This is a genomic window from Prevotella sp. SGI.167 (assembly GCF_050313615.1).
In the GTDB taxonomy this organism is placed as follows: Bacteria; Bacteroidota; Bacteroidia; order Bacteroidales; family Bacteroidaceae; genus Prevotella.
Map to the genome: position 1 here is coordinate 145,107 of NZ_JBNPLT010000004.1, position 24,838 is coordinate 169,944.

19 protein-coding genes, 2 tRNA genes and 2 pseudogenes are annotated in these 24,838 nt (G+C 45.8%); 16 read left to right on the forward strand and 7 right to left on the reverse strand.

Annotated elements, in window-relative coordinates; translation table 11 throughout:
- Positions 1-69 precede the first annotated feature (69 nt).
- Both ACQRBJ_RS03780 and ACQRBJ_RS03785 read right to left on the reverse strand, forming a co-directional pair.
- A tRNA-Gln gene (locus ACQRBJ_RS03780) sits at positions 70-140 on the reverse strand.
- Between the two features lie 35 nt (positions 141-175).
- Positions 176-246, reverse strand: a tRNA-Gln gene (locus tag ACQRBJ_RS03785).
- A gap of 181 nt (positions 247-427) precedes the next feature.
- On the opposite strand from ACQRBJ_RS03785, the gene rsfS reads away from it, so the two are divergent.
- The 3 genes from rsfS (at position 428) to ACQRBJ_RS03800 (ending at position 3,842) form a co-directional block, all read left to right on the forward strand.
- Entirely contained in the window at positions 428-787 is a 360-nt protein-coding gene (gene rsfS / locus ACQRBJ_RS03790; protein ID WP_153125400.1) for a ribosome silencing factor, read from the forward strand.
- A 71-nt stretch (positions 788-858) separates the two neighbouring features.
- Positions 859-2,964 carry an ATP-dependent zinc metalloprotease FtsH gene (ftsH, locus tag ACQRBJ_RS03795; protein WP_153125402.1) on the forward strand — a complete coding sequence of 702 codons (2,106 nt, stop codon included), beginning with the start codon at positions 859-861 and terminating at the stop codon, positions 2,962-2,964.
- Positions 2,965-2,975: 11 nt separating this feature from the next.
- Positions 2,976-3,842 carry a phosphatidate cytidylyltransferase gene (locus ACQRBJ_RS03800; protein ID WP_153125404.1) on the forward strand — a complete coding sequence of 289 codons (867 nt, stop codon included), beginning with the start codon at positions 2,976-2,978 and terminating at the stop codon, positions 3,840-3,842.
- Positions 3,843-3,929: 87 nt separating this feature from the next.
- Here ACQRBJ_RS03800 and lpxB read toward each other — a convergent pair whose 3' ends face one another.
- Positions 3,930-5,237, reverse strand: a complete 1,308-nt coding sequence (gene lpxB, locus ACQRBJ_RS03805; RefSeq protein ID WP_445302888.1) for a lipid-A-disaccharide synthase — start codon at positions 5,235-5,237, stop codon at positions 3,930-3,932.
- A gap of 115 nt (positions 5,238-5,352) precedes the next feature.
- Entirely contained in the window at positions 5,353-6,117 is a 765-nt protein-coding gene (surE, locus tag ACQRBJ_RS03810) for a 5'/3'-nucleotidase SurE (protein ID WP_445302889.1), read from the reverse strand.
- 99 nt (positions 6,118-6,216) lie between these two features.
- Here surE and ACQRBJ_RS03815 point away from each other — a divergent pair, with 99 nt between their 5' ends.
- From ACQRBJ_RS03815 to ACQRBJ_RS03840, 6 genes are all read left to right on the forward strand, one after another.
- A complete protein-coding gene (locus ACQRBJ_RS03815; RefSeq protein ID WP_153125411.1) occupies positions 6,217-6,981 on the forward strand; it encodes a ParA family protein in 765 nt (254 codons plus the stop codon).
- 62 nt (positions 6,982-7,043) lie between these two features.
- Positions 7,044-7,955 (forward strand): ParB/RepB/Spo0J family partition protein, encoded by a 912-nt coding sequence (locus ACQRBJ_RS03820; RefSeq protein ID WP_295346031.1) that lies wholly within the window; start codon positions 7,044-7,046, stop codon positions 7,953-7,955.
- Entirely contained in the window at positions 7,956-8,684 is a 729-nt protein-coding gene (locus ACQRBJ_RS03825) for a DUF5683 domain-containing protein (protein WP_445302890.1), read from the forward strand.
- 64 nt (positions 8,685-8,748) lie between these two features.
- Positions 8,749-10,113 carry a lytic transglycosylase domain-containing protein gene (locus ACQRBJ_RS03830; protein WP_294970660.1) on the forward strand — a complete coding sequence of 455 codons (1,365 nt, stop codon included), beginning with the start codon at positions 8,749-8,751 and terminating at the stop codon, positions 10,111-10,113.
- A 21-nt stretch (positions 10,114-10,134) separates the two neighbouring features.
- Complete coding sequence (locus ACQRBJ_RS03835; protein WP_445302891.1) at positions 10,135-12,417, forward strand: RelA/SpoT family protein; 2,283 nt, start codon at positions 10,135-10,137, stop codon at positions 12,415-12,417.
- 89 nt (positions 12,418-12,506) lie between these two features.
- Positions 12,507-13,496, forward strand: a complete 990-nt coding sequence (locus ACQRBJ_RS03840; RefSeq protein ID WP_294970656.1) for a pectinesterase family protein — start codon at positions 12,507-12,509, stop codon at positions 13,494-13,496.
- Positions 13,497-13,544: 48 nt separating this feature from the next.
- Here the strand turns inward: ACQRBJ_RS03840 and ACQRBJ_RS03845 are convergent, their stop codons facing one another.
- The gene (locus ACQRBJ_RS03845; protein ID WP_153125424.1) at positions 13,545-13,892 is read right to left on the reverse strand and encodes a MerR family transcriptional regulator; all 348 of its coding nucleotides are present in this window, start codon (positions 13,890-13,892) and stop codon (positions 13,545-13,547) included.
- 109 nt (positions 13,893-14,001) lie between these two features.
- Between ACQRBJ_RS03845 and alaS the strand changes: the two genes are divergently transcribed.
- The 3 genes from alaS (at position 14,002) to ACQRBJ_RS03860 (ending at position 18,706) form a co-directional block, all read left to right on the forward strand.
- Positions 14,002-16,665, forward strand: a complete 2,664-nt coding sequence (gene alaS / locus ACQRBJ_RS03850) for an alanine--tRNA ligase (RefSeq protein ID WP_445302892.1) — start codon at positions 14,002-14,004, stop codon at positions 16,663-16,665.
- Positions 16,666-17,011: 346 nt separating this feature from the next.
- Positions 17,012-18,136 carry an AAA family ATPase gene (locus tag ACQRBJ_RS03855; protein WP_445302893.1) on the forward strand — a complete coding sequence of 375 codons (1,125 nt, stop codon included), beginning with the start codon at positions 17,012-17,014 and terminating at the stop codon, positions 18,134-18,136.
- Positions 18,137-18,196: 60 nt separating this feature from the next.
- Positions 18,197-18,706: a gamma carbonic anhydrase family protein gene (locus tag ACQRBJ_RS03860; protein ID WP_287802943.1), complete on the forward strand. Its 510-nt coding sequence runs from the start codon at positions 18,197-18,199 to the stop codon at positions 18,704-18,706.
- Positions 18,707-18,850: 144 nt separating this feature from the next.
- On the opposite strand, the gene ACQRBJ_RS03865 is transcribed toward ACQRBJ_RS03860, so the two are convergent.
- Both ACQRBJ_RS03865 and ACQRBJ_RS03870 read right to left on the reverse strand, forming a co-directional pair.
- A complete protein-coding gene (locus ACQRBJ_RS03865) occupies positions 18,851-20,578 on the reverse strand; it encodes an alpha-amylase family glycosyl hydrolase (protein ID WP_445302897.1) in 1,728 nt (575 codons plus the stop codon).
- 66 nt (positions 20,579-20,644) lie between these two features.
- Entirely contained in the window at positions 20,645-20,785 is a 141-nt protein-coding gene (locus tag ACQRBJ_RS03870; RefSeq protein WP_441936073.1) for a glycoside hydrolase family 97 C-terminal domain-containing protein, read from the reverse strand.
- Between the two features lie 310 nt (positions 20,786-21,095).
- Between ACQRBJ_RS03870 and ACQRBJ_RS03875 the strand changes: the two are divergent.
- From ACQRBJ_RS03875 to ACQRBJ_RS03890, 4 genes and pseudogenes are all read left to right on the forward strand, one after another.
- Positions 21,096-22,271, forward strand: a pseudogene (locus ACQRBJ_RS03875) (glycoside hydrolase family 3 protein); the annotation flags it as partial.
- Between the two features lie 650 nt (positions 22,272-22,921).
- Positions 22,922-24,016: an FMN-binding protein gene (locus ACQRBJ_RS03880; protein WP_445302894.1), complete on the forward strand. Its 1,095-nt coding sequence runs from the start codon at positions 22,922-22,924 to the stop codon at positions 24,014-24,016.
- Positions 24,017-24,119: 103 nt separating this feature from the next.
- A pseudogene (locus ACQRBJ_RS03885) lies at positions 24,120-24,452 on the forward strand (nitroreductase family protein); the annotation flags it as partial.
- A 99-nt stretch (positions 24,453-24,551) separates the two neighbouring features.
- Positions 24,552-24,704: a hypothetical protein gene (locus ACQRBJ_RS03890; protein WP_441200576.1), complete on the forward strand. Its 153-nt coding sequence runs from the start codon at positions 24,552-24,554 to the stop codon at positions 24,702-24,704.
- Positions 24,705-24,838: the final 134 nt, after the last annotated feature.

Consider the following 24,838-nt stretch of genomic DNA (forward strand, 5'->3'; position numbering starts at 1 on the left):
TTATCCAAGTTTCGCATGCAAGGATTATAAACAAAAAAGCATCTTCCATTTCTGAAAGATGCTAACCAGTTGGGATACCCGGACTCGAACCAGGAATGACAGGACCAGAATCTGTAGTGTTACCATTACACCATATCCCAATAAATTCTATTAAAACCATCTTAAGTAAGCGAAGTTGGGATACCCGGACTCGAACCAGGAATGACAGGACCAGAATCTGTAGTGTTACCATTACACCATATCCCAATATGCTTAGCAAAAGAATCGGTTATGATTTCATTTGCGGTTGCAAAGGTACAACATTTTTTTGTATCTCCAAAATTTTTCCCCACTTTTTTCTAAAAAAACTCAATTTTTATCGATTTTGAGTGATTTTTCATGTAATTAGCGTATCTTTGTAGCATTAAAACAACAAGTAAAAATATAAATGAACACAATTAAGCAACTCGTAGAGACAATTAAAGAAGGTATACAAGAGAAAAAAGGTCAAGATATCGTAATCGCAGACCTCAGTGAAATAGATGGCAGCATTGCCAAATACTTCATCATCTGTCAGGGTGGCTCCCCTACCCAGGTAGAAGCCATCGCAGAATCAGTGGGCGACATCTGCCGCAAGAACTTGGGCGAAAAGCCAGTCAACGTGGCAGGACTCGGCAACGACCAGTGGGTAGCCATGGACTTCGTGGACGTACTGGTTCACATCTTCCTGCCGGAGGTGAGAGCCTATTACGATCTGGAGCACCTTTGGGCAGACGCCAAGCTTACCCATGTGCCAAACCTTGACTAAGAGGAACAGGCTTGCAGGATAAGTACAAGCAAGGATAAAGATATACATTATTATAATAAGCATATTAATATATGGAACAAAGCAACAACTTCAACAATCAAGGCGGAGGCAAGGGACCTAAGATGCCTAGATTTAACATGAACTGGCTTTACACCATTATTCTCATTGCTCTGATAGCTTTGTTTTTTAGTGGTGGTGGTGATGCCCTAGGCGGAGGTGCTGCCAAAGAAGCAACGTACACAGAATTCAAACAGTATGTTGACAAAGGCTATGTACTGAGCGTAGTGGCTAACAAAACAGAAAATACGCTTAAAATATACATCAACCCGAAATATACTCGCGATGTATATAAAATGAGCGCACAGAACGTGGGACCGAACCCATACGTAAAAGTACAATTCGGTTCTGTGGACGAAGTAGACCGGTATGGCAATCAGATGGTCAAGGAGAAGAAAATCCGTTCTTTCAGTTATGACAACAAGAAAGACAACGACTTCTGGAACCTGATTATCAGCCTGGCTCCACTGCTTCTCTTCTTCCTCTTCATCTATTGGATGTCGGGCAGAATGGGCAGCGGCATGAGCAACATGGGTGGCGGAATCTTCAACGTCGGAAAGAGCAAGGCAAAGATGTACGAGAAGGGTAATGCCATCGGCATCACCTTCAAGGACGTTGCCGGACAGGAAGGAGCCAAGCAGGAAGTACAGGAAATCGTTGACTTCCTCAAGAACCCTAAAAAATATACCGACCTGGGCGGTAAGATTCCTAAGGGCGCCCTTCTCGTAGGCCCTCCGGGAACCGGTAAGACTCTTCTGGCAAAGGCTGTAGCAGGCGAAGCAGGCGTACCTTTCTTCTCTATGAGCGGTTCCGACTTCGTAGAAATGTTCGTTGGTGTGGGCGCATCACGTGTCCGCGACCTCTTCCGTCAGGCAAAGGAGAAATCACCTAGCATCATCTTCATCGATGAGATTGATGCCGTGGGCCGTGCCAGAAGCAAAAACCCAGCTATGGGTGGCAATGATGAACGTGAGAATACCCTGAATGCCCTCCTTACCGAGATGGACGGATTCGGCACCAACAGCGGTGTCATCATCCTGGCAGCCACCAACCGCGTAGACATGCTCGACAGCGCCCTGCTTCGTGCGGGTCGTTTCGACAGAGAAATCCACGTAGATCTCCCAGGTTTGAACGAGCGTAAAGCTATCTTCCTGGTTCACCTCAAGCCTATCAAGATTGACGAGACGGTAGATGTAGACCTTCTGGCACGTCAGACTCCAGGTTTTTCTGGTGCCGACATCGCCAATGTATGTAACGAGGCTGCCCTTATCGCAGCCCGCCACGACAAGAAAGCAGTCTGCAAACAGGATTTCCTGGATGCCGTAGACCGTATCGTAGGCGGATTAGAGAAGAAGACCAAGGTGATGACTGCCGATGAGAAGCGCAGCATCGCCCTTCATGAGGCTGGTCATGCTACTATCTCATGGTTCTGCCAATATGCCAACCCTCTCATCAAGGTAACCATCGTTCCTCGCGGCCAGGCTCTTGGAGCAGCGTGGTATCTCCCTGAAGAGCGCCAGATTACCACCAAGGAGCAGATGCTCGACGAGATGTGCTCACTGATGGGTGGACGTGCCGCCGAGGAACTCTTCACGGGTCACATTTCATCAGGAGCGATGAACGACCTGGAGCGTGCCACCAAGAGTGCATACGGCATGGTAGCCTACCTGGGTATGAGCAAGACTTTGCCAAATATCTGCTTCTACAACCGGAACGAGTATTCATTCCAGCGTCCATACTCAGAGACAACAGCCCGCGAGATAGACGAAGAGGTACTCAAGATGGTGAACGAGCAGTATACCCGTGCCAAGAACATCCTGATGGAGCACAAGGAAGGTCACAACGCCCTCGCCGAGCTGCTGATTCAGAAGGAAGTAATCATGGCAGAAGACGTAGAGCATATCTTCGGCAAGCGACCATGGTTGAGCCGTTCACAGGAAATCATGGAAGACGAGCAGCCAAAGATTGACGATGCAGTAAAGGAACTGCCGGAAGTACAGGCTGCCATCAAAGAGCACGAAGCGGCTAAGAAGAACGCTGACGATTCTGAGGAAACTCCAGAGAACGAAAGCGACAAGGAGAATCCTAGTGAGAATAACAACGGGAAAAATAACGAATAATAATCAGAACCATGACTGACAAACAGAAAAATCTAGTGATAAGATCCATTACAGGCGTACTCTTCGTCGCCTGTATGGTTTCTTGCTTCCTGAATCCTAGAGCGATGGTATTTCTCTTCGCCCTCATTACAGGACTTAGCATCTGGGAGTATTGCGGACTGGTAAACGGAAAGGAAGACGTAACTGTCAACCGCTTCATCACCACCGTGGCAGGCGTATATCTCTTTCTTGCCGTGGCAGGTTTCCGTACCGGCATCGTGACAAACTTCATCGTTTTCGTGCCTTACCTGCTCACCATCGTTTATCTCTTCATTGCAGAACTTTACACGGGCAACAAGGACGCCATCAACGACTGGGCATATACCATGCTTTCGCAGATGTATATCGCTCTGCCATTCTCAATGATTAACGTACTTGCGTTTGAGACATCCACATTCGACGGACAGATACATTATGACATGCTCTTGCCTTTGAGCATCTTCATCTTCCTCTGGACCAACGATACGGGTGCCTACTGTAGCGGTTCGCTCTTCGGCAAACACAAGCTGTTTCCACGTATCAGTCCAGCCAAGAGTTGGGAAGGCAGTATCGGAGGTGGCATCTTCGTCATCATTGCTGCCATCATCATCGGCTATCTGGCAAACGACGGCGCAGCTCATCGCCTGAGCATTCCAGGATGGGTAGGCTTGGGATTGGTAGTTACGTTCTTCGGCACCTGGGGCGATTTGGTAGAAAGTCTCTTCAAACGTACCCTGGGAGTGAAGGACAGTGGCACCATTCTTCCGGGACATGGTGGCATGCTAGACCGTTTCGACTCCTCCCTCATGGCAATCCCTGCAGCTGTAATCTATCTCTATACCTTGCAGCTTTTCGGATAAGTTTTTGAGACAACAAAAGTTTTCGATATAAAAGAAAAAAAATCCAAGCTAGATTTGCTCTAACTTGGATTTTTTGTTTTCTATCAATTATTCCATTTCTTCCTTCTGCGTCTGGCAGAGTTGCTCAGCAGCCTGTTTAGCACGTTTCGCCTCCTCTTCAGCCAATTTTTTCGCTTCCTCCGCTTTTTTTCTTGCAGCCTCAGCAGCAGCCTCGGCCTCAGCTCTTTCCTTGGCAAGGCGGAGGAGTCGCTCTCTGCGCTTAACCAACAAGCCATGCATGATGGTTGCTGCTTCGTCAGGAGCCATCTGATTGCCAAGACGTTCGCGCACCACCTGATATTCTGCCAGCATACGTTCTCTACCCTCTTTACCTGGCAACAGCTGATAAAGCTGGTCGGCAATGGCATCTATCTTGAAACGGTCGGCAAACATTTCCTGCACCACTTCCTTATCGGCTATCAGATTAACCAGCGAGATGTACTTGCACGACATGATATGATCAAACGCAAAGCGGACAAGACGAGGCAATGGAGTCTCGTAGCAAACCACCTGAGGCACGTTGAAAAGAGCCGTTTCCAGCGTAGCCGTACCACTCGTTACCAGAGCTGCCGTAGAATGAGAAAGCAACTGATAGGTCTTGTTATGCACCATCTTGACAGGCGTTCCCTTGACAAACTGCTCATAATACTTATCCTCAATGGAAGGCGCACCAGCCAAAACCATCTGAAAATCCTCAAACCGTTCAGCTACCTCAATCATGGCAGGCAGATTATCCTTGATTTCCTGCAACCTGCTACCCGCCAACAAAGCCAGGATTGGTCTATGAATATCAAGCTGATTCTCTGTACAGAACTCCTCAAATGGCTGCTGATATCCGACACGGAATTCATTCACCTCTTGCGCAGTAGGATTACCTACATAATGTATCGGATAGTGATGCTTTTTCTCATAGAAAGGCACCTCGAAAGGCAGGATAGAGAACATCTCGGCAATGTCTCTCCGAATGCTACGGATTCGCCATTCCTTCCAAGCCCATATCTTAGGAGAAATATAATAATAAGCCGGGATATTCGTATTCTTTTTCAAGAACTTAGCGATATTGAGATTAAAGCCGGGATAATCCACCAGGATAACTACATCAGGTTTCCATTTCACGATATCATCCTTACACATCTTCATGTTGGAAAAGATGGTTCCCAGATGCAACAGAACGGGAACGAAGCCCATATAAGCCAGTTCTTTATAATGCTTCACACGAGTACCTCCCTCGGCAGCCATCAAATCGCCTCCGAAGAACCTGAACTCAGCAAATTCATCCACTTTTTTCAGTGAGCGCATCAACCTACTGGCATGCAGATCACCACTCGCCTCACCTACTATCAAATAATACTTCATGATACTTATTTTTTTACTTTGAACTTTGAGATTTGAACATTGAACTTTATGATTAGTTTTCTTGCTATAAATGAAAGGTCATTTTCTAGCAAAAGCACATCATAAAGTTCAATGTTCAATGTTCAAAGTTTTTGATCCAATCATAATCCGTGACATCAATCTTAGTTGGAGTGATGGCTATATATCCATTGTTTACAGCCCACTGATCGGTATCCGTAGCCTCAGGCTCGTCATTACAGTATTCTCCTACCATCCAATAGTAATCATATCCGTGAGGATGCGTACGGTGAACCACCTCATTGATCCATGAGCCATGCGTCATCCGGCAAGCCTTGAAGCCCTTGAAAGGAGGCATGGCTGGAAAATTGACATTCAGACAGGTATACTTAGGCAAGCCTTTCTCCAACACCATTTTAACCACCTTCAGCACGCCATCACGCAAAGGCATTAAGTCAGCATTTTCATCATAGTTGCAACTACTGAAGGCGATGCTTGGAATATGCTGCATGCAACCCTCTTTCGCTACCCCCATCGTGCCGGAATAATGATTGTTGACACTCGAATTATCCCCATGATTAATACCGCCGATAACGAGATCGGGTCTGCGACCATCAAGCAACTGATCCAAAGCCAGTTTCACACAGTCGACCGGTGTTCCGCTACACGACCATACCACCACATCATCGCCCATGTTATGACGTCGCTTAAGACGCAAGGGAGTAGTAGCCGAAAAGGCACAGGCGAATCCGGAACGGGCACTTTCCGGAGCCACAACTAAGAGTTCACACCAGTCCTTCAAGAAGCTGACCAGTGTCTTGATTCCATTGGCATGATAGCCATCATCATTCGAAATTAATACTAACGGTTTCCTATTTTCCATAAAAATATCTTTCTTTTTGGTGCAAAAGTACGAAAAAACCTTTAAAGTAACACAATTCTCACATTATTTTTGTATCTTTGCCGAAAATTTACTAAGAAAATGGGAAAGATAATCGCATTAGCTAATCAAAAAGGCGGTGTCGGCAAGACTACCACCACGATAAATTTGGCTGCATCATTGGCCACTCTCGAGAAGACCGTTCTAGTGGTTGACGCTGACCCACAGGCCAACGCATCCAGTGGATTGGGAGTAGATATCAGCGAGGTTGATTGCTCTATCTATGAGTGCATCATCGACCACACGGATGTCCGTGATGCCATCTACACCACCGACATCAATGGCCTGGATATCATTCCTAGCCATATCGACTTGGTGGGAGCAGAGATAGAAATGCTGAATCTTAAGAATCGCGAGAAGGTTATCAAAAATCTTCTGGAACCTATCCGCGACGAATATGATTTTATACTCATCGATTGTTCCCCATCACTGGGTCTCATCACCGTCAACTCGCTTACAGCAGCTGACAGCGTAATTATCCCTGTGCAATGTGAATATTTCGCTCTTGAAGGAATTAGCAAATTGCTCAACACCATCAAAATCATCAAGAGTAAACTCAATCCGAAATTAGAGATCGAAGGCTTCTTGCTGACGATGTACGACAGCCGTCTTCGCCTTGCCAACCAGATTTACGATGAGGTAAAGCGACATTTCCAGGAGCTGGTATTCAAAACCGTAATCCAGCGCAATGTGAAATTGAGCGAGAGCCCTAGCCACGGTCTGCCTGTCATCCTTTACGATGCAGAAAGCAATGGTGCAAAGAACCATCTGGCATTGGCCAAGGAAATTATCAACAAGAATAGTTAAGATTTGGAAATTGAACCCTTCAAGAAAGTTCAATATTCAAAATTCAAAGTTCAAACTAAAAAATGGCAGTACACAAGAAATATAACAACGGAACAAAAAGCAATGCGCTTGGCCGCGGTCTCGATGCCCTCATATCCACAGAGGGCGTTCGCACCCAAGGCAGCAGCACAATCAATGAAATAGCCATCGATCAGATCGAGGCTAATCCCAACCAGCCACGACGCGAATTTGACGAAGAGGCTTTGCACGAACTGGCAGAAAGCATCAAGGCAATAGGCATCATTCAGCCCATCACCCTACGCCAAGTTGCAGAAAACCACTTCCAGATTATAGCAGGTGAGCGCCGCTGGAGAGCTTCGCAGTTGGCAGGACTGACCGCCATTCCTGCTTACATCCGCACCATCAGCGATGAGAACGTGATGGAAATGGCGCTCGTAGAGAACATCCAGCGCCAGGACCTCAACGCTATAGAAATCGCCCTGGCATACGAGCATCTCCTGGAGAACGAAGGAATGACACAGGAAAAGATTTCTGAAAGAGTAGGCAAAAGCCGAGCAGCCATTGCCAACTATCTCCGATTACTCAAGTTGCCGGCACAGGTACAGATGGCACTCCAGAAGAAAGAAATAGACATGGGACACTGCAGAGCCTTGCTCGCACTGGACAGTCCGTCTCTACAGATCAAGCTCTTCAAGGAGATTCAGAAAAACGGCTATTCCGTGCGCAAAGTGGAAGAAATGGTACAGCACCTGAAAAACGGTGAAGACATCGAAAGCGGCAAGAAAACGATAGCAGCAAAAGCTCAGTTGCCTGAGGAATTCACTGCCATCAAGAACCGCTTGTCACAGTTTCTTGCAACTAAGGTTCAATTCACCTGCTCGTCAAAGGGAAAAGGAAAAATTAGCATTCCGTTCGCCAATGAAGAAGAACTGGAACGCATCATGAAAGTTTTCGACCAATTGAAACAAGAATAAATGAGATTAGAAAATATCGGTATCACGGCTTTACTGCTGGTTAGCTCTACGCTTTCTTACGCACAGAAAAACAGAGAGAAGACCGATGTCAACGTACCTGCCATCGCCTCTGCCGACTCGGTAAAGATACCTGTCGACTCTGTTCTCACTGCGCAAGACAGCAGCAACCTGGCAAAGCTCAACCAATCGCTCAAACCAGTTAAGAAAAAACGCGACTGGAGCACCTGGCACCCAGAAGCAAAAAGAGCTATGTGGATGGCGCTCGTCTTGCCGGGAGCAGGCCAAATATACAATCGTAAGTATTGGAAACTGCCTATCATATACGGCGGTTTCGTAGGTTGCGCATACGCCATCACCTGGAATAACCAGATGTATCACGACTATTCGCAAGCCTACCTTGACATCATGGACGATGATCCTAACACGCAAAGCTATAACCAGTTCTTGCACTTAGGAGCAACCATTGACGCTTCAAACATCGATCGTTACAAGGAAATATTCCGCAAAAGAAAAGATAAATTCCGCAGATGGAGAGATATGGGAGTATTTGTCATGATTGGTGTATACGCATTCTCTGTCATTGATGCCTATGTAGACGCATCGCTGTCTGAATTTGACATTTCAGACGATTTGACACTTAGAGTGGAGCCTACGGTCATGAACGACAAGCGAACCAACAATCCGTTCAAGTCAGCATCGCTCGGCTTACAATGCTCACTCAAATTTTAGCAAAATGAACAAAATATCTCTTACAACAAAATAATGACGAGAAAATAGAACAGAAAAAAAAGAAATGAAGAAGATTATAATCATGGCAGCCGCCTTGCTTTTGGGATTGCAGGGCATGAATGCTCAAACAGAAAACGAAGAAAACGACGACATCATCACCGTAACTGATAAAGACGGAAAATCAGAGGAAATTGAAATTCCAGAAGGAATGGAAGACAACCTCGACAGCCTCTTACATCTTTACAATACACAGACATATCTCATGCCGGATACTTCCTGCAACTATCAGGACATCAATCCCGTATTCGATAAAGAGGTATACGTAGACCGCTTGAAGAGAATGCCTACCATCATTGAAATGCCATACAATGAAGTGGTACAGAAATTCATCGACCGCTACAGCGGTAAGCTGCGCAGATCGGTAAGCTTCATGTTGGGAGCCAGCAATTTCTACATGCCTATCTTTGAGGAAGCGCTTGAAGCATACAATCTTCCACTGGAGTTGAAATATCTCCCTGTCATCGAATCAGCCCTCAATCCTATGGCAATATCACGCGTAGGAGCCACAGGTTTATGGCAGTTTATGTTGCCAACAGGCAAGAGATATGGACTGGAAGTGAACACATTGGTAGATGAGCGCCGCGATCCGGTGAAGGCATCATACGCTGCAGCACACTATCTGAGCGACCTCTACAAGATATTCGACGACTGGAGTCTTGTCATTGCTGCATATAACTGCGGTCCAACCAATGTCAACAAGGCTATCCATCGCGCTAAGGGTAATGCTGATTACTGGAACATCTATCCATATCTTCCAAAAGAGACTCGTGGATATGTCCCAGCATTCATTGCAGCCAACTACATCATGAACTACTATTGCGACCACAATATCTGCCCAATGGTAACAGAATTGCCAGTAAAGACAGATACCGTACTGGTCAACAAGGATATTCACCTGGAACAGATTGCCCAGGTTCTCAACATCAACATCGAGCATCTCCGCAATCTCAACCCACAGTACCGTCGTGACATCATCAACGGTCTCAATAAGCCAATGGCGCTAAGATTGCCATCTACACTGATTGGTTCTTTCATCGACCAGGAAGATTCCATCTGTGCATACAAGGCAGACGAACTGTTCCTGAAGCGTACATTTGTAGATATAAACGACGCCGAGCCATCAGTCAGCCGCTCACGCAGCAGCTATAGCCGTCGCAGTAGCAGCAGTTCATCCCGCTCTTCACGCAGCAGCCGCAGCAAGAAGGGAAAGAACAAGAAAAAGACAAGAACAAAGAGTGTAACCATCAGAAACGGAGACACCCTTTCAGAAATAGCAGCACGCAATGGAACTACCGTTAAGAAGTTGCGCAAGCTTAACAAAATTAGCGGCAATCATATTCGTGCCGGAAAGAAACTCAAAGTAAAATAATAATTATAGGGAGGGTACATTATGGATGACCAGAACTTGAAAGACCTAGAAAGAGAGCAAGCTGATAATGAATTGATAGGCAATGCCTTTCAACATTTGCTCAACACCTACCTCAGTTCAAGACACAGAAAAAAGGTAGATATTGTAACCAAGGCGTTCAATTTCGCCCGCCAGGCGCACAAAGGGGTGCGCCGATTATCGGGCGAGCCATATATCATGCACCCTATCGCAGTGGCACAGATCGCTTGCGAAGAAATGGGATTGGGCTCTACCAGTATCTGTGCAGCCCTGCTGCATGACGTAGTGGAAGACACAGACTATACGGTAGAAGACATCGCCAATATCTTTGGCACCAAAATAGCCCAGATCGTTGATGGACTCACCAAGATCAGTGGTGGAATCTTCGGCGACAAGGCTTCTGCACAGGCAGAAAACTTCAAGAAACTGCTGCTTACCATGAGCGATGACATCCGCGTTATCCTCATCAAGATTTGCGACCGTCTGCACAATATGCGCACCCTCCAGTCGCAGCCAGCCAACAAGCAGTACAAGATTGCGGGCGAGACCTTATATATATATGCACCACTCGCCAACCGTTTGGGACTGAACAAGATTAAAACCGAGTTGGAAGATCTCAGCTTCAGATACGACCATCCACAGGAATATGCCAACATAGAGCATAAGCTTGCGGATACAGAAGCACAACGAGATATTCTCTTCGATAATTTTACCCATCCTATCCGTGAAGAGCTTGACAAACTGGGTGTAGAATACAAGATCAAGGCACGTGTAAAGAGTCCGTATTCCATCTGGAACAAGATGCAGAACAAGCACGTATCCTTCGATGAAATCTACGATATTCTTGCGGTTCGCATCATCGTGACACCAAAGAACAGAGCCAACGAAGTAAACGAATGCTTCAATGTCTATGTTGCCATCAGCAAGATATACAAGAGTCATCCGGACCGTCTCCGCGACTGGCTCAACCATCCAAAGGCAAACGGCTATCAGGCGCTTCACGTTACCCTGATGAGCAAACTGGGTAGATGGATTGAAGTGCAGATCAGGAGCGACCGCATGGACGAGGTGGCAGAGAAAGGCTTTGCTGCTCACTGGAAGTACAAGGAAGGTGGTGAATATACCGAGGACGAGAACGAATTGAACGACTGGCTGAGCACCATCAAGGAGATTCTGGACGATCCACAACCAGACGCCATGGACTTCCTCGATGCCATCAAGCTGAACCTCTATGCTTCGGAAATCTTCGTATTTACTCCTAAGGGAGAAATCAAGACAATGCCGGCAGGATGTACGGCGCTCGACTTTGCCTTCCAGATACATACCTTCCTGGGAAGCCACTGTATAGGAGCCAAGGTAAACCACAAGCTGGTGCCATTGAGCCACAAGCTGCAAAGTGGAGACCAGATAGAAATCCTCACATCCAAGAGTCAGCATGTACAGCAGGCATGGGTCAATTTTGTCAGCACAGCCAAGGCAAAGAGCAAGATTCAAGCTATCCTGCGCCGCGATTCCAGAGAAATCCAGAAAAAGGGCGAAGGCATTCTCCTGGATTGGCTGAACAAGAACGGCATGGAAATGACAACATCGGTCATCGACCGTCTCTGCGAATACCATAATATCCAGAAGCATGAAACCTTTTTCCAGTCTCTTGGCGACCATTGCATCATTTTGGGCTACAAGGATTTGGATGAGCTCTTAGGAAAAAACAAAAAGCCAAAGCAAACCTCCAGCTGGCGCAACTATATTCCATTCCTTGGCAAAACCAAAGACAAGGAACAAGCTGAAGGAACTGTCAAGCCGCAAGAGTTGTTTATTGTAGGCAAGGATTTCAATAAGAAGAAACCGCTCATCATTACAGAAGAGAACATCAATCAGTTTATCTTCACAGACTGTTGTCATGCCATTCCTGGTGATGATATCATGGGGTACATTGACAACAAGAACCGCATCGAGATACACAAACGCTCATGCTCTGTGGCTGCAAAACTGAAGTCCAGCTACGGCAACCGCATCGTTGATGCAAAATGGGATATGCACAAGAAGCTGCTCTTCGATGCAACCATTGAAATCAAGGGTATCGACCGCAAGGGTATGCTGCTTGATGTGAGCAAGGTTATCAGCGACCAGCTCGGCATCAATATCCATAAGCTCACTATCAGTAGCGACAATGGTATCTTTGATGGTACCATAGAACTCCGCATCCACGATCGTGATGAGGTAAAGATCATCATGGATCAGCTCAAAAAGATTGAGGACTTGCAGGAAGTACAGAGAATCCGATAATCAGATAGTTAGAAGTTAGGAGTTGGAAGTTTTCACTTCCAGCTTCTAACTTCCATCATATTTAATCATAAACAACAAACTTAAAAACAATGAAAAAATTATTCTTATCATTTTTGATGATGTTGACCCTATTGCCTTTGGCAGCAGCCAACAAGTATGATAATCCCGACACGATTGTAGTATCTCGTGATGGTACCGGCGAATTCCGCACCATCGACGAAGCTATCGAAGTTTGTCGTGCCTTCATGGAATACACCAAGGTAATCTATGTAAAGAAAGGAGTTTATAAGGAAAAGCTCATCATCCCTTCATGGCTCACCAACATCATCATCTGCGGTGAAGACCGTGACCAAACCATCATCACATGGGACGATCATGCCAACATCAAGATGCCTGCAGGTGGACTCGATTCAGAATCTGCAGTAAAGGGCAAACCGATGGGTACATTCCGCACTTATACCCTGAAGGTACAGGGCAGTTACATCACCCTGAAGAACATCACGATTGAGAACAATGCTGCCAAACTGGGACAAGCAGTCTCCCTGCATCTTGAAGGCGATCATATCCTGGTTCAGAACTGCCGTCTGCTAGGCAATCAGGATACCGTTTATACAGGTATAGCCAACAACCGTTCAGCTTTCTACGATTGCTATATTGAGGGAACCACCGATTTCATCTTTGGTCCGGGAAGAGCATGGTTTGAGAATTGTGAGATTCGCAGCAAGGCCAACAGCTACATTACTGCTGCCTCTAGCCCAGCCGGTCAGGAATTTGGCTATGTATTCAACAAGTGCAAACTTACCGCCGAGCCAGGCGTAGACAAGGTTTATCTGGGCAGACCATGGCGCCCTTATGCAGCTACCCTCTTCATGAATTGCGAAATGGGTAGTCACATCCGTCCTGAAGGATGGCACAACTGGGGCAAGCAGAGCAACGAACAGACAGCCCGCTACAGCGAGTACAACAACCATGGTGCTGGTGCAGCAACCAAGGGCAGAGTAGCCTGGAGCCATCAGCTCACCAAGAAAGAAGCAGCTAAAGTTACCATCAAGAATGTCTTCGGTGAAGAAGCGTGGTAACCCTAGCTAATCATAAAGTTCAATGCTCAATGTTCAAAATTCAAAGTACTACACCAGCCCATCGAGCTGCTTTTTGAGTTCCTTGAGCTGATCTCTCACAGATATAAGGGTGTCGAGAACGTCAGATGACTTCTCGGCACCCGCTCTGTTTTGACTCAGATACTTACGTGCCGCAGCAATCTTCAATCCCTTCACCTTAATGAGGTTATAGATCAGCTTTACCTGTTCAATATCCTTCTCGGTATATTGACGAACCTTGTTTCCGGAAACCTTTGGTTTCAGAAAAGGGAACTCCTTCTCCCAATATCTCAAAGAAGATTCATTAACACCTATTTCTTCTGCCACTTCCTTGATTGAATAGTATAATTTTGCTGGTTTATCTGAATTTATAGCCATTTTTTCCGTCTTTAATTTCAAAAATAATTAATTTAGTTGCAAAATTAAACAATTCTTCTTATCTTTGCAAAGAATTTCGAAAAAAAATAAAGATCAAGACAAAAATAATATGATGACAGCTAATGAAGTGCGCGAATCCTTCAAGAAATTCTTCGAAGGTAAGGGCCACAAAATTGTTCCATCAGCACCTATGGTTATCAAGGATGACCCAACGCTGATGTTTACAAACGCTGGTATGAACCAGTGGAAAGACATCATCCTCGGTACGAAAGACCCAGGCAAGGATGTTCGTCGTGTTGATACTCAAAAATGTCTCCGTGTAAGCGGTAAGCACAACGACCTCGAAGAGGTGGGTCACGATACTTACCACCACACCATGTTCGAGATGCTCGGTAACTGGAGCTTTGGCGACTACTTCAAGGAAGGCGCCATCGATATGGCTTGGGAATACCTGACCGGAGTGTTGAAACTCAACCCTGCCGACCTCTATGTTACCGTATTCGAGGGTAGCAAGGAGGAAGGTCTGGAACGCGACAACGAGGCAGCTGGTTACTGGGCTAAGCACGTGCCAGCCGACCACATCATCAATGGTAACAAGCACGACAACTTCTGGGAGATGGGCGATACAGGTCCTTGCGGTCCTTGCTCAGAGATTCACGTGGATTCACGTACTCCAGAGGAGAAGGCTCAGGTGCCTGGCCGCGAATTGGTGAACAAGGATAACCCACAGGTCATCGAAATCTGGAACATCGTGTTCATGCAGTACAACCGCAAGGCTGATGGTTCTCTCGAACCACTCCCAATGCACGTTATCGATACAGGTATGGGCTTCGAGCGCTTGGTTCGCATGTTGCAGGACAAGCACTCTAACTATGATACAGATATCTTCCAGCCAATCATCAAGGAAATCGAGGCTATCTCTGGCAAGAAGTATGGCTTCACTACTCCTACTGGTGAGAATGGTGAGGGTAAGGATGAGCAGGAGAAGATCGACATCGCTATGCGTGTTTGCGCCGACCACCTCCGTGCCGTAGCCTTCTCTATCGCCGACGGTCAGTTGCCAAGCAATGCCAAGGCTGGTTACGTAATCCGCCGTATCTTGCGCCGTGCCGTACGTTACGCTTACACATTCCTCGGTCAGAAGCAGGCATTCATGTACAAGCTCGTCAATGTTTTGGTAGAGCAGATGGGTGCAGCCTTCCCAGAGTTGCCTGCTCAGCAGGAGCTCATCACCCGTGTGATGAAAGAGGAAGAGGATTCATTCCTCCGCACCTTGGAGAAGGGTATCAACCTCCTCAATGGCGATATGGACGAGCTCAAGGCTCATGGCGAGACTCAGCTTGACGGCGTAAGCGCATTCCGCCTCTTCGATACCTACGGTTTCCCTCTCGACCTTACAGAACTTATCTGCCGTGAGAATGGTTACACAGTAGATGCTGCAGGCTTCGACGAGGAGATGAAGAAGCAGAAAGAGCGTGCCCGCAATGCTGCTGCCGTAGAGAATGGCGACTGGGAGGTTTTGAAGGAAGGCGACCAGAACTTCGTGGGTTACGACTATACAGAATATGAGTGCCACATCCTGCGCTACCGCAAGGTGACTCAGAAGAAGAACTCTTTCTATGAGTTGGTACTCGACAACACTCCATTCTATGGTGAGATGGGTGGACAGGTTGGCGACAAGGGTGTACTCGTTAACGAGGATGAGACCATCCAGGTTATCGACACCAAGCGCGAGAACAACCAGAGCATCCACATCGTAAAGGAGTTGCCAAAGGATGTAAACGCTGATTTCATGGCTTGCGTAGATATCGAGAGCCGCGAGGGAAGCGCTGCCAACCATACAGCTACCCACTTGCTCGACTACTGCCTGAAGCAGGTTTTGGGCGAGCACGTAGAGCAGAAGGGTTCTTATGTAGATAAGGACACCTTACGTTTCGACTTCTCTCACTTCCAGAAGGTAACTGATGAGGAACTCCGCAAGGTAGAGCACATGGTAAACGAGATGATCCGTGCCGACTATCCATTGGATGAGCACCGCGATACTCCTATTGAGGAGGCTAAGGAACTTGGCGCTATCGCCCTCTTCGGCGAGAAGTATGGCGACAAGGTTCGTGTGGTTCGCTTCGGTCCATCTGCTGAGTTCTGTGGTGGTATTCACGCCAAGAGCACCGGCAAGATTGGTTTCTTCAAGATTATCTCTGAGAGCAGCGTAGCAGCTGGTATCCGCCGTATCGAGGCTTTGACTGGCAAGGCTTGCGAGGAGGCTATCTACGGTTTGCAGGATACCATCGTAGCCTTGAAGGGCTTGTTCAACAACGCCAAGGATCTCGAAGGTGTCATCAGAAAGTACATCGACGAGCACGATGCCTTGAAGAAGGATGTTGAGAAGTTCCAGGCTCAGGCTGTAGAGCGTGCCAAGGACAAGCTTGTAGAGAATGCAAGAGAAATCAACGGTGTGAAGGTTGTTACAGCCGTATTGCCAATGGAGCCAGCAGCTGCCAAGGATTTGGTATTCAAGGTTCGCGAGGCATTGCCAGAGAACATGATCTGCGTGGTAGGTTCTGTTTATAACGACAAGCCTATGCTCAGCGTAATGTTCAGCGATGATATGGTTAAGGATCACGGCTTGAACGCTGGCAAGATGATTCGCGAAGCTGCCAAGTTGATTCAGGGTGGCGGTGGCGGTCAGCCTCACTATGCTCAGGCTGGCGGTAAGAACAAGGACGGCTTGAGCGCTGCAGTAGATAAGGTTGTAGAGTTGGCTCAGCTGTAATCAGCTTCCACAAATGAATATTTGATAGAGTTATCTTAACTCTTATATATAATAAGGTATAAAGGGTTGCAATCCATCTTTTCGAGGATTGCAACCCTTTTTCTATTGACATTAGAGGAGTCTCCATGTCATAATTATCAATTTATGATAATCATCAAATGATAAAATTCCTTATTTCATTATCATTTTATGATAATCACTTTATGATAATCGGAATAAAAGTTGTATCTTTGCAGAAGATAAGCTACACTCGGCAATTTGTAAGCAAGCTTACATTGCGCTCGTTTGCATTATCTTTGCAAAAGAATTGCAAACGTTGAATATATAATAAGGTATAAATATGGTAATGAAGAATCCTTTTGTAACAAATGGTTACGCCGGTCCGGAATACTTCTGCGACCGTGTGGAAGAAACCCAGCACATCACAGAGATGCTGACCAATGAGAATAATATGGCTCTGATTTCCCCTCGACGCATCGGAAAGACAGAGCTGATTCACCATTGCTTTGCCCAGCCAGTCATCCAAAAAGATTATTATACTTTTATCATAGACATCTATTCAACCAATTCCGTCAGCGACCTGGTCAATATGTTCGGCAAAGCCATCATAGACGCACTTCGCCCTAAAGGCAGAAGTGCTTGGGAGAAATTCCTGATGGCACTCTCTTCTCTCCGTTCAGAAATCTCTTTCGATATCAACGGGGCTCCAGTTTGGGGAATAGGCATCGGCAACATAGTAAATCCCGAAATTACGCTTGATGAGATATTCTCTTATCTCAACCAAGCCGACAAGCCATGTCTTGTTGCCATCGACGAGTTTCAGCAAATCACCAACTATGCCGACAACCGCATAGAAGCTTTACTCCGTACCTACATTCAGCGTTGCACCAATGCCCACTTCATCTTCTCGGGTTCTCACCGCCATCTGATGGCAGAAATGTTCACATCTCCTGCCCGCCCATTCTATCAGAGCGTGACGCTGATGAACCTGAAGCCTCTGGATGTGGAGAAATACAAGGAGTTTGCCACAGCCAAGTTCGAGGAGCGCAACAAACATCTAGATACTGCCATTATCGGAGAACTCTTCGCCCGTTTCGGTGGTGTCACTTCATACATCCAGCGAGTAATGAATGTTCTCTTCCTCAAGACTCCCGAGCAGGGTACCTGTACTCTGGATATGGTAGATGACGCCATCAACTACAATCTCAACATGGCATCAGACACCTACGAGACCCTTCTGCGCCAGATGCCGGAAAAGCAGCGCAATGTCTTCATCGCCATCTCTGCAGAGGGCGAAGCCAGAAGCGTAAAGAGCGGAGCCTTCGCAAAGAAATATCATCTCCCGTCGCCAAGCTCCGTAAATTCCGCTCTGAAGGGATTGCTGGAGAAGGATTTCATCACCCAGCAGGATGATGCCTACGTGGTATATGACCAGTTCTTCGATTTGTGGCTGAAGAAGTATCTGAAATAGTATAAGGTGATTCCTATATTTTTTGCGACCTTTGCACCCAAATTTAAATATATATTCAATATGGCTATTATAAAGACAGTAGAGGGAAAGACTCCCCGTTGGGGAAAGAATTGTTTTATCGCAGAGAACGCAGTGCTGACCGGTGACTGCATTCTTGGCGATGACTGTAGCATCTGGTATAGTGCAGTATTGCGCTCTGACGTGGATGCCATCAGATGTGGAAACAGAGTGAATGTGCAGGATTGTGCATGCATCCATCAAACCGGTACGATGCCTTGCATTCTGGAGGATGATGTATCTGTGGGACATGGGGCCATCGTCCACGGAGCTACAGTTAGAAAAGGGGCACTCATCGGCATGAATGCTACCGTGCTAGATAAGGCTGATATTGGCGAAGGAGCTATCATTGCAGCAGGTGCTGTAGTTACCCATGGCACCAAGGTTCCTGCACATGAGATTTGGGCGGGTATTCCAGCCAGGAAAGTGAAGACCTGCGCTCCCGGACAAGCCGAGGAGTTTGCCAAGCATTATTCCGGATATATCAAGGACTGGTATCTGAAGGAAGATTGATAGAAAGGTATCTTGGCAAGGAGACTATCATCGTATTAGTAGGTTAACGACGTGTAGTAAAAGCTGCATGATGAAGATGATTCGTGACCGTAAAACAAAAATGCGCCCGCACAATACGGACGCATTTCTGTTTTTATAAAAGCTCTATCTTTCCACCTTGAATATGGCGGCACTTATGCCTGAAGCTTTAATCACATCAGTCTTTCTTCCTGATTTATACACAACCTTTCCTGTGGAAAGAACAGAAACAGACTTACCACCTACGGAGCTGATACTGAGAGAGGCTGCCTTGACACCAGGATTCACGACAACAACATACTTCTCCTCACCCAAAGTACGCTCATATACCATCGGATATTCCTGCCCCTTCTGGTTCAGAAGCTTCCAATCACCCTCATTGTCAAGAGCCTTTGCAGAATGACGCAAAGCGGTCAACTTACGGGTATATGACAACAGAGAATTCTGATCTCCCTGCTGAGCTTCAACGGTCAACTTTCCGTTTTCCGTATCTACAGGAAAGTAAAGCTTATCGGGTGCACTCGTAGAGAATCCGGCATTCTTGCCCTTGGTCCACTGCATCGGAGTACGGGTACCCGAACGCTCATTGCTACCCTCCTTGTTAGGGAGATTCATCTGATACTTCATACCAATCTCATCACCATAATAGATAAACGGAATACCTGGCATGGTGAGGAAGAAGGTCATCGCTACCTTCAGCTGGTCTGGCGTGTTGCGGGTACCGATGTTAGGACGCTGGTAATCGTGGTTGGCAGATGGAACAGCGATGTAGCCGAGATTCTTGGTGGCATTATATGCCTTGGTATAGTTCTCGCTAAATTCCTTAAGCGAACCCTTGCCCTGCTTGTCGAAATAGCAGTTCTGGTAACTCTGCTCCCACTTGCCCCATGGAGTCTTGCGGTCGAAGAACAGAGAGGCATATCCCTTGAGACCGAAATGGATGTAGAAATCGATGTTGAAGCCGGCAGGAATGGCTTGCTGCGGATTAGCCCACTCAGAAATCAAGACGGTCTCTGGATAATACTTATCCTTCCAGGCACGCATCTCCTTCCAGAGCTTGGAAACCTCCTTCTTGTTGGGGTCGTTCTTGATAAGCGATGACGCCATATCTACACGGAAGCCATCCACACCCTTATCAAACCAGAAAGCCATAATGTTACGTATTTCCCTGCGGACAGCCTGTGGTCCTGGAGCATCTACGCCCTGCTCCCAAGGATGATTTGGATCTGGATGAGCAAAACCATAGTTCAAGGCCGGCTGGCATTCGAAGAAATTCTTCTCATAATACTTGGCACGAGGAGCATTAGCCTCCACATATCTGCCTCGGGTACTAGACTCCGGACTTGCCTCCTGATGACGAGCTTCTATTTCTTTCTTCTCACTCTCAGGGATATCATTCATCCAGATATAATAGTCGCTGTAACGCTGGTTAGGATCTTTCTCGGAAGACTCCTTAAACCACGAACACTTGGTGCTGGAATGTCCTGCCACCAGGTCGAGACAAACCTTGATGCCACGCTTATGGGCCTCATTGACCAAAGTAACCAAATCGGTATTGGTACCGAATCGAGGATCCACCTTGTAGAAATCGATGACATCATAACCACCATCAAACCATCCCGACTCAAAGATTGGATTGAGCCAGAGGGCGTTCACACCCAGAGACTTGATGTAATCCAACTTGGAAGTGATACCCGGCAGATCGCCAATACCGTTGCCATCAGTATCCATATAGGAAGATGGATAAATCTGATAGAAAAGTGCATCACTCAACCAAGCCGGTCCCTTCTTCTGTTCTGCCTGAACAGAAAGTGTGGTTGCCGCCAGAGCAGCAGCCAACAGCATTTTATTCATTCTTTTCATAAGCAACATTATTTATTCAAAAAAACTTTCTTTCATAATAACTCAAAATTCTGCATTTTATTGTGCAAGAATGCTAATTGCAAATCCGCCATCTGCAACAGAGTTCAACTTCAAGACAGACTTGCTGGTCACAGTCTTCTTGGTGATGACATAAGCCTGAGAATTGGTCTTGTAGTTGGCATTTTTGCGATTGCAAATTTAATAGTTTTTTTCGAACTTTCCTAACCCCATTAATAGAATAATGGAACGAAAACAACCCTAGAACGCAATAACAGCCTCATTAACAAAAGGTTTTCATAATCTTCCATACCATTGAAAGTGGATGGAATAAACATACAACACTATTTATCAGGCACTTATAAAAATCACAGATGATATTTTTCCACTTTTCCTTTGCAAGCACTTGGTTTATACCTTATTATTTAGTAACTTTGCATCCGCAAATGACAGATACGCATTTTCATAACTCACAATTTAATTTTCATAAGAAATAATATTCACAAGAAACATGAAACACTTCATTCTATCCTGCGCACTGTCGATGGCGGCTATAGCCATCTCCAGCGCACAACAAATAGGTCAGTTGCCCGTCTATCTCGACAACACCAAACCTGTAGAACAACGCATCGACGATGCCATTGTCCGAATGACACTTCAAGAGAAGATTCTCATCATTCATGCACAGAGTAAGTTTTCCTCTGCAGGAGTTCCCCGTTTGGGATTTCCAGACTTCTGGACAGATGACGGTCCTCATGGTGTTCGCCCTGATGTACTGTGGGACGAATGGGAGCAGGCTGGCCAGACCAATGACTCCTGCGTAGCCTTTCCTGCCCTCACCTGCCTGGCAGCATCCTGGAACCCACAGATGAGCAGAATCTATGGAGAAGCATTAGGCGAAGAGGCACTGTATCGGGGAAAAGACATGATTCTAGGTCCTGGCGTGAACATCTATCGCATCCCATTGAACGGACGCAACTTCGAATATATGGGTGAAGATCCTTACCTGGCAAGCATCATGGTTGTACCTTATATCCAAGGATTACTGTCTAAAGGAGTATCAGCCTGCGTAAAGCATTACTGCCTCAATAACGACGAGGAATACCGTCATCAGGTAAACGTCATCGTGAGCGACCGTGCCCTCCATGAAATCTATCTCCCAGCCTTCAAGGCTGCTGTAGAGAAAGGAAAGACTTGGGTAATCATGGGTGCTTATAATCTCTACAAGAACGAACACAACTGCCACAACTAGTGGACACTGAACAAGATTCTGAAGGGCGACTGGAAATATGACGGCGTAGTGGTAAGCGACTGGGGAGGCGCACACGATACCGACCAAGCCGTGAAGAACGGGCTCGACATAGAGTTCGGCACATGGACGAACGGATTGACCATGGGTGCCAGCAATGCCTACGATAATTACTACCTTGCCGTACCATATATAAAAGGTATCCAGGAAGGTAAATACACCACCAAGGAATTGGATGAAAAGGTGCGCCGCGTATTGCGCCTCTTCTATCGCACCACCATGAATCCGAACCGTCCTCATGGTTTCCTCTGTTCTGACAGCCACTATGCAGCAGCCAGACAGATTGCCGAAGAAGGCATCGTACTGCTCCAGAACAAGAACCAAGTGCTTCCCATCAATACCCAGAAAGCACAACGTGTTTTGGTAGTAGGAGATTCAGTTGACTTGCAAGTTTGGCTATACGTCCCTCACGCACTGCCACATAACGAGGCGACTGCAGGATGGCTTCATACAGACATAGATAAAGAGAATCTAAATTATACTTTGCAGCATTGGCTATATGCGTCAACAGCAACAAGCATATCAGTAAGAACCATCTATTCTTCATTATTTGTTACGCTTTAAGAATTTGTATATAGGTTTGATTTTTTTTAAAATCATTTTCAACTTTTGGACTTCTTTTCAGAATGCCGATGCAAATATTATCATTTTTTCAGATAACGCCAAAACTTAATAATAATATTTTACCTTTTTCCACTATTTTACATCCACTTTTTTATCTCGCACATCAAACCATAACCATCTCATTATCAAACAATTTCCTTCATTAGCAGAAAAACTAATCCATATTTTCACCCTTTATCCTATGTGGGCTCCTGTTTTTATTACTTTTGCAAAACAATGTCATTCTTTTTTGCTGTTAAATACCGTTAATACAATAAACCATCTCGGATTTTAGAAGTCCAAATGATGGTTTTGGTAGAAACCATGACTCACTTCGTGTCGAATTAATTCCATTTTTGTGTCATACTTATTGGGTATATAAATTAATAATAAGAATAACAGGAGAAAATCCGATGAAAAATTTTATGAGAAATTATTTAGAGAAACTGCAACAACTACTTTGCCTGCTGGCATGTGTGCTGATGATTGCGGCTGTCAGTATCCGAAGAGACGGCAAGGTGACCGGATGCTATGTGAATCAGCAACAGACAGTTGCACCAAAGACTGAGCCCATGGCTGTGCTTGAAGATGGTTCTGTGCAATTGAATACTACAGAACTTGGAAAAGACATTGTAGGCTACGGAGGCATAGTGCCATTGGAGATTACCTTGCAGGATGGCAGGGTAAAGAGTATCAGAGCACTTGCCAATTCTGAGACTCCCGATTTCTTTACTGAGGCTTCTGCCCTTCTTACTAAATGGAATGGGCAGACTATAGAAGATGCACAAAAGATGAAGGTGGACGCCGTGTCTGGTGCGACGTTCTCTTCAAAGGCAATCATCGGAAACGTGCAGCGAGGTCTTCAGTATGCAGCCAAGAATCCTGTAAAGACATCAGTATGGTCAGAGTTTGATTTCTCTGCCAAGGCTATAGCCGGACTAATTGTTGTGCTCATGGCAGCCATCGTACCGCTTTTCATCAAGAACAGACGATATAGGATAGCTCAGCAAATCCTGAATGTCATAGTGCTTGGATTCTGGTGCGGTTCTTTTCTGAACTATACATCAATCATCAGCTATATGTCAAATGGCATGAACGTAGTGGCATTAATAGTGCCGGTCATCATGCTAATCACGGCATTCGTATATCCTCTCTTCGGCAAGAAATCATACTATTGTACGCATGTGTGTCCCTTCGGTTCTTTGCAGGAACTTGCAGGAAAATGCGTTGGATATAAAGTCAGAATGAAACCAACGACAGCCAGACGCCTGGATATGTTCCGCCAGATTCTCTGGGCCATACTCATGCTGTGCTTGTGGACGGGTATATGGTTCGACTGGATTGATTATGAACCCTTCTCTGCCTTTGTATTCCAATCGGCATCATGGGTGGTCATTGCCATTGCCATAACCTTCGTGGCACTCTCAACGGTAATCATGCGACCATACTGTCGCTTTGTCTGTCCTACAGGTTCGCTCTTGAAATACAGTCAATATTCTATTTTAAAGAAAAAGAAATAAAAACAAACCGGTCATTAGAACGCATGATAAACGATGCATTCTGACGGCCGGTTTTTGCTTGGTATGAACTTTCAAAAATCAAAAATATGCAGAATCCAATAAGTATCATGCAGAAGATATCAAGAAGACACCTCTCTTCATCTTTGTCTGCACTGATACCACCCGTATGGCAGAGGGACAGGGCAAGGAACTCTGGGTACAGGATTTGTCGGCAGTTTCCGAGAATATTCTCCTGGCAGCTCATGCCATGGGATTGGGAGCCTGCTGGACAACCATCTATCCTATCCAGAAGAAAGTGAATGGCATTTCCAGAACATTGAATTTGCCTGGCAATCTGATTCCGCTGAATGGCATCATCATCGGTTATCCTGACGAGCCGGAGCAGCCAAAGGATAAGTGGGACACCAAGAAGATTACCTACGGAAAACCGAACTAGGGAATACCTAAAAATGATGATTTTTGAAAGCGGCTTTGTCTGTAACAGAATTATTTTGTAATTTTGCGCAATATTATCAAGGATATAACAAATATAATTATGAAGAAAAGAACATTGTTTTTAGCAGCAATATTAAGTATGGGAATGGTTAGCAGCATGATTGCAACAACCAGAAGCTCACACTCTGAGGAGGAGTTTGCCAAGCATTATTCCGGATACATCAAAGGCTGGTATCTTAAGGAAGATAAATAATCACTTTATGATTATCATAAAATGAGAATAAAACGCCATTTTTTATCTTTTATAGAAGATAAAAGCAAAATATTTAGGATTTTCATCCTTTATAAAAGATAAAAATCGTATATTTGCAGAAAATTTCATTTATA